The sequence below is a fragment of the Streptomyces gobiensis genome, from assembly GCF_021216675.1.
Taxonomy (GTDB): domain Bacteria; phylum Actinomycetota; class Actinomycetes; order Streptomycetales; family Streptomycetaceae; genus Streptomyces; species Streptomyces gobiensis.
The window spans coordinates 1,796,870-1,807,834 of record NZ_CP086120.1 but is presented as its reverse complement, the minus strand read 5'-3'; the positions used below and the strand labels follow the sequence as shown (position 1 = coordinate 1,807,834).

The 10,965-nt window shown below is 68.7% G+C and carries 5 protein-coding genes and 1 pseudogene; 3 read left to right on the top strand and 3 right to left on the bottom strand.

The features are described from left to right. Positions 1-116: 116 nt before the first annotated feature. A pseudogene (locus test1122_RS08335) lies at positions 117-569 on the bottom strand (GtrA family protein); the annotation flags it as partial. Positions 570-717: 148 nt separating this feature from the next. On the opposite strand from test1122_RS08335, the gene test1122_RS08330 reads away from it, so the two are divergent. Together test1122_RS08330 and test1122_RS08325 are read left to right on the top strand one after the other, a co-directional pair. Beyond that, complete coding sequence (locus test1122_RS08330; protein ID WP_232268525.1) at positions 718-3,585, top strand: bifunctional glycosyltransferase/CDP-glycerol:glycerophosphate glycerophosphotransferase; 2,868 nt, start codon at positions 718-720, stop codon at positions 3,583-3,585. Next, entirely contained in the window at positions 3,582-4,748 is a 1,167-nt protein-coding gene (locus test1122_RS08325) for a glycosyltransferase (protein WP_232268524.1), read from the top strand. The genes test1122_RS08330 and test1122_RS08325 overlap by 4 nt, the downstream gene beginning before the upstream one ends. A 57-nt stretch (positions 4,749-4,805) precedes the next feature. Here the strand turns inward: test1122_RS08325 and test1122_RS08320 are convergent, their stop codons facing one another. Then, on the bottom strand, positions 4,806-6,407 hold the full coding sequence (locus tag test1122_RS08320; protein WP_232268523.1) for a glycosyltransferase family 2 protein: 1,602 nt from the start codon (positions 6,405-6,407) through the stop codon (positions 4,806-4,808). Between the two features lie 193 nt (positions 6,408-6,600). Here test1122_RS08320 and test1122_RS08315 point away from each other — a divergent pair, with 193 nt between their 5' ends. Next, positions 6,601-8,673: a hypothetical protein gene (locus test1122_RS08315; protein ID WP_232268522.1), complete on the top strand. Its 2,073-nt coding sequence runs from the start codon at positions 6,601-6,603 to the stop codon at positions 8,671-8,673. On the opposite strand, the gene test1122_RS26560 is transcribed toward test1122_RS08315, so the two are convergent. Next, a complete protein-coding gene (locus test1122_RS26560; protein WP_277879808.1) occupies positions 8,617-10,956 on the bottom strand; it encodes a glycosyltransferase in 2,340 nt (779 codons plus the stop codon). The genes test1122_RS08315 and test1122_RS26560 overlap by 57 nt on opposite strands. Positions 10,957-10,965 lie beyond the last annotated feature (9 nt).

The following is a 10,965-nucleotide window of genomic DNA, read 5'->3' as shown; positions in this document are numbered from 1 at the left end:
GGAAACCCCGTTTTTCGGTGCGGGCCCGGTGGGTGGTGTTGTGCCCACCCTCCCCCAGCTAACGCTGGGAGGTGCCCCCACGCCCTGCGGAACGATTGCCCACAACATCAGGGGGTGGGGAGGGTGCGGAAGACCCAGGTTCGGTAGGACCAGAAGCGGAAGAGGGACGCCGCGCCGATGCCGGTGAACTTGAAGACGTTGTTCAGCAGTGGCGCGTTCCAGCCGAGGCCGTAGGTGGCGAGGAAGAGCACACCGTTCTCGATGATGAGGCCGAGCACGCTGAAGAGAAGGAAGAGGGACAATTCCCGGCTGCGTCCGGTCTTGTCGCGGTCACGGTAGGCGAAATAGCGAAGCCCCAGGTAGTTGAAGCCGATAGCGACGATGGTCGCTATCACGCTGCACCGCACGACCTGGAGGTCCGTGACCGCACGGAGCAGGTTGAAGGCTGTGAGGTTGACCACCACCCCTGTCCCGCCGACCGCGCCAAACTTTGCTATCTCGTGACCAAGTCCAGTGAACGCCGTCGAGCCGTTTTCGCTCTTACGGGTAGTGGGGCTCGTCGGCTGCATTGAGTGGCTCCAGGCACGCGCTGTCGCGCCATGCGGGTGTGGGTGGTTGGAAGAGTCGTACTTTAAATGCTGTTTGCGGGCGATTGTATAGTTGGCGGGCAATCTCCCGATCAGTCGCAGTGGCAACAGACTTGAGCTTGAGGTAGAAGTGCCTGATATATCCGTGATCGTCATCGTGTACAACGATGCCGACCGTCTCCCAACGGCGGTCCGGTCGGTGCTCGGCCAGACGCTCCGCGATGTCGAGGTACTGATCGTCGATGACTGCAGCACGGACGGCTCGTACGAGACGGCCCAGCGGCTGGCCGATGCCCACCCGGACCGGGTGCGCGCCTTCCGGCTCCCCGAGAACAGCGGTAGTGGCGGGGCACCCCGCAACCTGGGGATCGCCGAGGCGCGTGGCCGCTATGTGATGTTCCTGGACAGCGACGACGAACTGGATCGCAACGCCTGCCGCAACATGATCGCGGCGGCTGAGCGGACCGGCGCCGATTTCGTCTCCGGGCTCTGCGTACGGGTCCACCTTGACGGCCGCAACCGCAAGACCGTCGAGTGGTACCCGTGGCTCTACGGCCGCAGCCGTACGATCGACTCTGTCTCCGAACTTCCCGACCTGCTGGTCTGGGACACCTTGTCGACCAACAAGTGCTACCGCCGGGACTTCCTGCGAGAGCACGACCTCCAGTTTCCCGTCGGCATCCTCTACGAGGACCTGCTTTTCTCCGCCGAGGCCTATGCGGCGGCCCGGCGCATCGCGCTGATCCCTCACCGGGTCTACTACTGGAGCGTGGTCGAGAAGGCCGCGAAGAAGTCGGTCACCAACAGCCGCCATGAGATCGACAACTTCATTGACCGTATGGAGATCCACCGGCGGATCGACGCGCTCCTGGCGGAACGAGGCCTGGACGAGCTGAAGTTCCACAAGGACGTCAAGTTTCTGAAGCACGATCTCGTGCTGCACCTGTGGGATCTGCCGTTCAGGGACGCCGGCTACCGTCAGGAGTTCGCCCGGATAGCCAACAGCTACCTCAGCGGCATTTCCGCCGAGGCGTACGGCGAGGTCCAGCCCTTCCAGGCCATCTGTGCCTACCTCCTCAGCAAGGAGGACTGGGACAACCTGATGCCGGCCGTGGACACCCTCACCAACCGTGACAAGCTCTCCTCCCCCCTCGTCGAGCGGGACGGTCGCGTCTACTGGTGCGGAGAACACCTGGACGACGCCGAGGGCTTGCGGACCCTTGATGTCACCGACATGGGCTACCACACCCGCTCACTGGGCGACCTGTTCCTCCGTAACCGTCTCACTTCCTACGGCGACGACGGGCGTGGCACGGTCCGGCTGGCCGGGAGCATCGTCAACCCGCTCGGCAGGATCGCGTCGGGCGCCCGTATCCGTGGCCGCCTGGAGTTCCGCGCTCGCCGCCGCAGCCTGCAGACCTTCCACTTCCCCCTGACATCGCTGCGGTGTGCCGGGCGCACCATTGACTGGGATGCTGAAGTCGACTTGGCCCGCGCGCTGCGCCCGCTGGGCGTGATCGACGTGGTGTGGGATGTGCGGCTGATTCTGGATGTGGACGGTGAGACCACCCGGACCCGTCTCTCGGTCGAGGCCGCCGACCTGGACAAGGCCCGGGCACTGAGCGTTCGGCCGCGGCTCACCCGCCTGGTTGCGGACCGGATAGAGCCCGATGTCTCCAAACGGGGCCATCTGACGTTCGTCCTGCGTTCCGAGGGGCAGGCTGCGGTACGCGCCCAGACGCTGGTCGGGAACGCACTGCGCAGCCGCGCCGGGGTGCTGGCCAAGACGGCGCTGCGCAGGGCCCGCAAGGCCAAGGGCAAGCTGAACTCGGACGTGACCAAGATCCGCGTGTACCACGAGGTGTTCAGCAAGCTGCCCATCCGTAAGGGCTTGGTGGTCTTCGAAAGCCATTTGGGCAAGCAGTACAGCGACAGTCCCCGGGCGATCTATGAGGAGATGCGCCGCAGGGGTATCGAGTTTGAGGCCGTGTGGTCGTACGCGGGGAAGAAGCCTGCCCAAGGCTTCCCGGAGGACGCCACGCTGGTGCGCCGCTGGGGCTGGGAGTACCTCAAGGCGCTGGCCCAGGCGGAGTTCTGGATCGACAACCAGGGCTTCCCGCTGAAGCTGGCCAAGCGGCCTGAGACCACCTACATCCAGACCTGGCACGGCACCGCGCTGAAGCGTATGGGCTTTGACGAGCCTCGGCTGCGCAAGTGGAACCGTGGTCAGCAGGAGGAGTTCCAGCGGGTCCTGGACCGCTTCGATCACTTCCTGGTGCGTTCCGAGCACGACGCGAGGACACTGGCGAAGGGTTTCCGGCTGCGTGACGAGGTGTTGCTGCGGACGGGATACCCGCGCAACGACGCGCTGGTCGCGGCGCATCGCCAGGAAACGGAGACCGGCTCCCGGGAGCGTGGTCCGCTCGCCGCTGAACTCGGTGTCCCGGAGGACCGCACGGTTCTGCTCTACGCGCCGACCTTCCGCGCGGCGGCCAGTGGCAAGGTCCGCGGTTTCGAACTTCCCTTTGATGTGGAGAAGTTCGCGGAACGCTTCGGTGACCGCTATGTCCTGTTGATTCGATCGCACTACCTCAACAACGTGGTGCTGCCGCCCTCGGTGCGGGGCAAGGTCATCAATGTCTCCGGTCAGTACGACATCAGTCCGGTGCTGGCCCTGGCGGATGGCCTGATCACGGACTACTCGTCGGTGATGTTCGACTACGCGCTTCTTGACCGCCCGATGGTGTTCTTCACCTACGACTACGAGGAGTACGCGAACGAGAGCCGCGGTACGTACTTCGACCTGCGCGACCAGGCACCGGGACCGGTGGTCGCCACCGAGGAGGAGCTCTTCTCCGCGGTCGATGACCTCAAGGCGGCCGACACCGAATACGGCACCGCCAGGCGCCAGTTCGCCGCACGGTACGGCGAGTACGACCAGGGTGACGCGGCCCGCACCATCGTCGAGAAGTTCTTCGCTCCCCGGAGGGACAAGTGACCGAGCAGTACAACGCGTCTCCCGGCCGCGATATCTTCATCGTTTCCAACAGCGTCGATGAGCTGGGCGGCATCACCACCTGGTCGCACCAGATGGCCCGCCTCTTCACCGGGCGCGGTCACCGGGTGCACATCATCGGCGTCACCGAATCCGAGGTCGCACAGGACCTCGGCGGCGAGCTGCCGTACCCGACCACCACCCTCTATGACGTCCATCCGCCCAGGGTCGGGCCGAACCGTGGCATCAAGGCGAAGCTCAATGTGGCGGAACGCCGCCGCCGCAGTGCCCGCGAGGCCGGGATGCAAGAGCAGGCGGACAAGCTGACCGCGCTGTTCCGTGCCGCCCGGCCCGGTGGCGTGGTGATCGTTACCCAGGTCTGGGCGATGGAGTGGGTGCGGCTGGCCCGGACCGATGGCCTGACGGTGATCGGCATGAGCCATGAGTCCTTCGAGTACTCCCGCCAGTGCTCGCGCTTCCGGCGGGTGAAGCAGCACTACGCGGACGTGGACCGGCTGCTGCTGCTCACCCAGGAAGACGCGGATCAGTGGGTCCGTCAGGGCATGAACAATGTGGACTTCATGCCGAACCCCTTGCCCTTCTTCCCCGATGTCCCGTCTCCGCGTACGGAGAAAGCCGTCCTCAGCATGGGGCGCCTGACGGACCAGAAGGGCATCGACATGCTCCTCGACACCTGGGCCGAGGTCGTACCGCGCCACCCGGAGTGGCGGCTGCTGATCTACGGTGACGGCGAGGACGAGGAGATGCTGAAGAAGCAGTGCACCGCGCTGGGGCTCGATGACTCGGTTGAGTGGCTCGGGCGTACCGGCGATGTGGTCGGCGCGCTGCGTGGTGGTTCCCTCTTCGTGCAGTCCTCCCGTGGCGAGGGCTTCCCGCTCGCGCTGCTGGAGTCGATGGCCGCGGGGGTGCCCTGCGCGGCCATGGACTGCGCGCCCGGGGTACGCGAGATCATCCGGGACGGCGAGGACGGGCTGCTCGCCGCCCACGGCAGCACCAGCAGTCTCGCGCACTGCCTGGACACGCTGATGTCCGACAAGGAGCTGCGGGACCGCATGGGCGAGACCGCCCGCGAGAATGTGCGGCGTTATTCGACGGAGCGGATCATCCAGCGCTGGGAAGAACTCTTCCGCTTCCTGGAGCGCTGATTCCCGGAGCACTGAGGCCGCACCCTCCCGGGACTGGGAGGGTGCGGCCTCAGTGGGTCACCGTGCGGTGGCCAGTCGCCGGACCTTTCGGGTGAAGACCTCCGTGGCGCCGCGCAGGCCCGGTGCGATACGGAGGGCCAGGGAGCCCCGGTTCGTCAGATAGGGCTGGACCAGCAGCAGGCCGTGGCGGCGGCTGGGCACGGCGGTGCGGCGCAGCCCGGCGCCGGTGGGCCGGACCGCGGTGTAGCGGGAGCGGCCGCCCCGGCAACGGATCCGGGCGTAGAGATCCCAGACGTCCAGCGCACCGCCGTCGCCCGCCGGGGAGTCGGCGGCCAGGGTGTTCAGATCGAGCAGCAGTCCCGCGGTCCAGCCGTCGGCCTCGGCTCTCAGGGTGGCACTGCGGATCTGGCCCAGCCGGCCGTCGTCGCGGTGCCGCATCTCGATGTCGAGGGAGAGCACCCCGGCCTCGGCCAGCCGTCCGTACACATCGTGCACCCGTACCCGCAGCCGGGACCGGGCGCCGCCGGTCAGCTCGGCCTCCACGGTGATCGGCAGCCGGTGCAGTGGCTTGCCGCTGAGCTGGTCGAGCTCAACCTGTGGCAGATCATCGGCCCATACGGGGCGGCCGTCGACGGCGGCGTACGGCGGCAGCAGCCGGGCGGGGCGGGCGGCCAGCTCGGCCATCCGGGGCAGATCCCGGGGAGCCGGGGAGGCCATGATGACCCGGGCCAGCCAGCGGCCCGGTCCGCGGGCGGCGCGCAGGTCCGTCTCGTCGAAGGCGGCGAGGTGGTCGCGGGCGGCCCGCCACCAGTGGTGCTGGTAGTCGCTGCCGCGTGAGGTGAGCTCACGGACGTACATCCGCAGGTCGTGGTCGAGGAACTTCACCCGTGCGGCGTGTGCCAGCAGTGTGGCGCCCGCATCCTCGAAGACCTCAACGGCCCGGCGGTGTGCGGTGAGCCGGTCGAGCCAGTTCGATATCCCGCTCCGGTCGAGGGATATCGAGGGGCGCGCGGCCGCCCGGCGCACATGCCAGATGTAGACGGTGTCCGGGATGATCACCATCCGCTCGGCGGCGGCAAGCACCTGGGCGGTGAAGACGAAGTCCTCGTAGCGGAAGGCGCCTTCGGGAAACGTGATGGCGTGCTCGGTCAGAAAGGAGCGGGCGTAGAGCTTGTTGACACAGAGGGTGTCGCGTACCAGCCGGGGGTGGTCGCCCGGTGATGCGTAGACGGCCTCCTGGAGGAAGAGCCCCCGTTGCCAGCCGGTGTCGCTGCCGCTGGGCAGTTCGCGCCGTACGCAGGCACCCGCGGCCACGGGTGCGTCATGCCGCTGGGCGGCGTCGAGGAGCGCCTGGACGGCGCCCTGGGGAAGCACATCGTCGCTGTCCAGAAACATCACATAGGGAGCGGTCGCCGCACGTATTCCGTCATTGCGCGGGCTGCCGCAGCCACCGCTGTTCACCTTGCGGTGGATCACCCGCAGCCGTGGCTCCTGCCGGGCCAGGGTGTCCAGGAGCTCACCGGTACCGTCCGTGGAGGCGTCGTCGACCGCGATGACTTCGGCCACCGCTGGCCCCTGCGCCAGTGCCGAGCGCACCGCCGCCCGGACATGCTCGGTGTCGTTATAGGCAATGATCACTACGCTCGCGATGTGCGACATCCGTGCGCCCCCCCAATAGGACATACCGCAATGGATATTCCGGATCCCCGGTTTAAGTAGGCATAGATGCTTACTTCACCCGAGACCGCACCATGGAGGATGCGATTACGCGTGGAGGGGTTCACTGCCACCGGCGACACGCACCTCCTGTGTGAGCTTTGCCTCAGGAGGAAAGTCCGTTATGTACGGGTAGGTGAGCTCGCTATTGCAGGGTGGCCAAGCCCGTCAGGCCCTGGGGAAGACCGTCACCGTCGCCGCGCTGGCGCTGCTCGGCCTGGGCTATGCCCTTCAGCTGCTGGGCGTTCTGCTGGCCGGAGCGGCCCTGGTCGTCGGCGGAGCCGTACTGGGCGTACTGCTCGAGACCCTGGTGCTGTGGCGGCATCGCTGGCTGTTCCGCCGTCTGGGCGTTATCCAGCTGACCTTTCCGGTGCGGCAGCTGGCGCGGGACGCCCTCTTCCTCGGTGGTCTGGTGCGGTTGGACGCGCTGCGTCCCACGCCGTCCGGGGCGTGGCTGCTGGCCGCGGTACTCGGCTGCTGGGCGCTGCACTTCCTGTGTCAGGCGGTGGCCGCCGCGGTACGCAGGTCCCGCAGGCTGCCGATCGTCACACGCAATATCGACGCCTCCGAGCTGCGGCTGACGGCTGCCCCGCCCCGGCTCTTCGGCAAGCTGGGCTCGCACCGGCTGCTGGGTGTCTCGCTGGTGATCACGGCCGGGATGGCGGCGACCGCCGGGACCGGTAGCGCGGTGTGGGGCGCGCTGGCCGCGGGAGCGTGCGGCGGATGGCTGCTGGCCGGTACGGCGTACCTCGCGAGCTGGCTGCTGCCGGGGAAGCGGGCCGTCAACGAGGAACTGGTCCTGGCATGGCTGGACCGGTGGCTGACGGAGTACCAGCCGACGGTGGGTATGTACTTCTCCGGTGGGACGGGCTCGGCGTATCAGGCGAACATGTGGCTGTCCACGCTGGCGCGGCTGGAGGGGCGGCCGCTGATCGTGCTGCGTGAGCGGTTCATGGTCCAGAAGATCGGCGTCACCGATATCCCGGTCGTCTGCATCCCAAGGGTCTCGCCTCTGCTGGACCTTGAGCGCTCCACGCTCAAGGTGCTGCTGCACCCGGCGAACTCCGGCAAGACATCACAGGTGCTGCGCATCCCCACCATCAAGCACGCCTTCGTCAATCACGGTGAGAGCGACAAGCTCTCCTCCTGCAACCCCTATGCCAAGGCGTACGACCAGATCTGGGTGGCCGGACCCGCGGCCCGGGAGAGGTACCAGCGAGCCGATGTCGGGATCGACGACCGGGATGTGGTGGAGGTCGGCCGCCCCCAGCTGGCCCCGATCCGCCAGTACGCCGGGCCGCCCCCGGCGGACGGCTGGACGACGGTGCTGTACGCACCCACCTGGGAAGGCTGGACCAATGAGCCGGGCAACACCTCGATCATGCTGGCCGGCGAGTCCATCGTCCGTACCCTGCTGGCCGACCCGAAGGTACGGCTGCTGTACAAGCCGCACCCCATGACCGGGTCCGTCGCCCCCGCGGCCCGGGAGGCCGACCAGCACATCCGGGCGCTGATCGCCGGGGCGAACGTCCGGCGGGCCACCGAGCACGGCGAGCGCCCCGGCCGCCGGGCCGCCGCTGAGCTGGCCCGCCGCACCGGCGAGTTGGAGGCGCTGACGGCCACCGCCTTCCGGGCCGGAGCGGACGAGGTGGAGCGGATGCTGATCCAGTCCACACCGGACAGCGGCCGCCCGCAGCGCGTGGAGGAAGCCACCACGGCCTGGGAGGCGGCCTACTGGACCGCGCTCCCGCAGTGGGAGCACCAGGTCATCACCGGCCCCCGCCCCACGCTGTACTCCTGCTTCGACCAGGCCGACCTGCTGATCTCGGATGTCTCCAGCGTCATCTCCGACTACCTGGCCAGCGAGAAGCCGTACGCGGTCGCCAACACCACCGGCCTGGACGAGAGCGACTTCAAGGCCCGCTGCCCCACCGTACGGGCGGCCGCCGTGCTGTCCCCCACCGCGGAGGAGATCCCCGCCCTGCTGGCGGCGGTCCGTGATCCGGCCAAGGACAGCCTGGCCGCGGCCCGTATCGAGCTGAAGGCGCATCTGCTCGGCCCCTCCGACCCGCCTTCCCTGGTCCGCTTCAACCAGGCCGTGCTCAGCCTCAGTGCCGAAACCGACGCCCGCAACGCCCGGCTGAGCCCCCGGCTAAGCCTTGGCCCGCAGGTCCTGGCCGGGGCGCTCGAAGACGGAAACGGGCCCTGAGTCAGCCTCCCGGGGCAGTGGCTTGAGCTCCAGAGCCACGTTGTTGCTGAGGGTGAAGAAGAGCCACAGCCCGGTCTCGCTCTCGCCCAGCCGCACCTTCGGCACAACATCGGTCTTCTTACGGTCGGAGAGGTCCCCGCGGAGCCGTCCCAGCCGTACCCGCGGTGTCTTCGGGCCGCCGGGCCTGAGCCACAGATCCCAGACCTCCTCCGCGGCGCGGGAGCCGAACCCGCCCGGCAGGTCGTAGGGCAGCTCAACAGCGGCCGAGACGCGGGCGGCACCGGACTCCGGCTCCGTCATGAGGCGGCCCGGAACCTCGAAGCCGTGCTTGGGGTTCGTACGCGGCGCCGCGACCAAGGCGACCTCCGTGCCCTCCGGGCGCTCGGCCTGCCCGTACAGCTCCGCCCGCAGGGTGAAGGCATGCTCCCCCAGCTCGATCGAGGTGACCTCGGCATGGCGGGTGCGATGCCACGTACGCAGGGCCAGATAGCCGTCGTTGGTGGTGTACGGCACCCAGGGCACCAGGGCGCCGTCACCGTCGAGCGGGACGGGGAGGGACAGCAGCCGGGCGGTTTCGACCAGTTCGGAGCGGACGCGGGTGCGCCTGGGCTTACGTCCGCGGCCCGTGGCGTGCTCCAGAAAGATGTCCCAGCGCGCCTCCGGCAGCCGGTGCGCGGCGTGGTCCAGCCGTACCTCGACCCAGCCGTCCACAGCCTCCTCGCGCGGCGGCAGCGGGACACGCACCGGCGCGGCCGCCTTGTCGTGCCGAGCGCGCAGCAGCAGGGCCGACTCGCCCCCCGGCAGCGGCTCCGCACGCAGCCGTACGGCGAGGGCACCATCCCCGGTGACCAGGACGCGGGCGTACTGCCGGGGCAGCGCCGCGGCCTCCCCGGAGCGGAACCTGCGCAGCCGCCGCAGCACGGCACGGGCGGCGGGAGCGGCGACACGGCGCAGGGTGAGGGGGCGGCGGGTGAGCGGGCGGCGGGGCAGCAGGCGGCGGAGGAGCGGGCGGCGGGAAGGTGTCTGCTGAGGTGGCGGCGCGGGCACCGCTCCGGCGGGCGGTGCGGGCGCCATCGCGCTCTGGCCCGCCGGGCGGCCCGTCACCCGGGGCCGCCCCGCGCTGAGCTTCTCGATCAGTTCCTCGTACTCCCCGGCGATGCGTTCCGGCGCGTACCGTGCGCTCCGGCGCAGCGCGGCCTGGCCCATCCGCTGGCGCAGCCCGGGGTTCTCGATGAGCTGCAGCAGCGCGTCCGCGAAGGCACGGACGCTGTACTCCTCCTTGCCCAGCGGTGCGAGCAGTCCTTCCCGGCCGCTGGTGATGATCTCCCTCGGTCCGTGCGGACAGTCGGTGCTCACGACCGGCACCCCGCAGTGCATGGCCTCAACCAGCGTCATACCGAAGGACTCGGCGTTGGAGGAGACGGCGGCGATAGCGCCCTTGGCCCACTCGGTCTCGATGGGGGAGTGGGCGCCCATGAGGAAGGCGCGGTCGTAAAGGCCGAGGCTGTCGAGTGTCTTGCGCAGCTCGGGCTGCAGCCTTCCCCGCCCGTACAGCCGCAGCTGCCAGTCCGGGTGGCGCTCGGCCACCAGGGCGAAGGCGCGCAGCAGCCGGTCGTAGCGCTTGACCTTGATCAGCCGCCCGGCGGCGACAATCAGCTTGCTCTGACCGTCGGAGGGCTGCACATCCGGCGCGGGCACGGCGTTGGGGACACCCTCGATGAGGGTGCCGGCCGCCGTGGCTTCGGGGAGCGCGGCACGGTAGTCGGCGGCGTCGGCATAGGAGACGGTGACGAAGGCGTCCAGCTGCGGGATGGCCGCGTCCTGATGGGCGCGGACATGCTTGGCGTGCAGCTGGCGGATGAGGTGCTCCTGGCCGATGCGCAGATAGCGGTCGCTGCCGTAGGCCGCCAGATAGTCATTGAGCTTGGGGCGGGTGGCGATCACCACATCCGCGTCGGTGTCATGCAGATACGCCGCCACCCGGATATCGCCCAGGCGGGTGGAGATGCCGCGCTCGAAGTGGTCGGCCCCCTCGGTGAAGCGCTGGCTGGGCTGACGGTAGAGCGGGTCCTTGCCGTCGTACGTCGGGGAGTCGCCACGCAGGTCGATCAGGGACCGCATGGTGACACGGGGGTCGAAGCGGAGAGTTGGCTCGTCCCGGGACTGGCGCATGCTGACCACCTCGATGGTGTGCCGATCAGCCAGCGCCTGGGAGAGATTCACCGTCGACCGGATGGTCCCGCCGATTCCGTAGGCATTGTCCAGCAGGAAAGCGATCTTCATCTGGTTCTA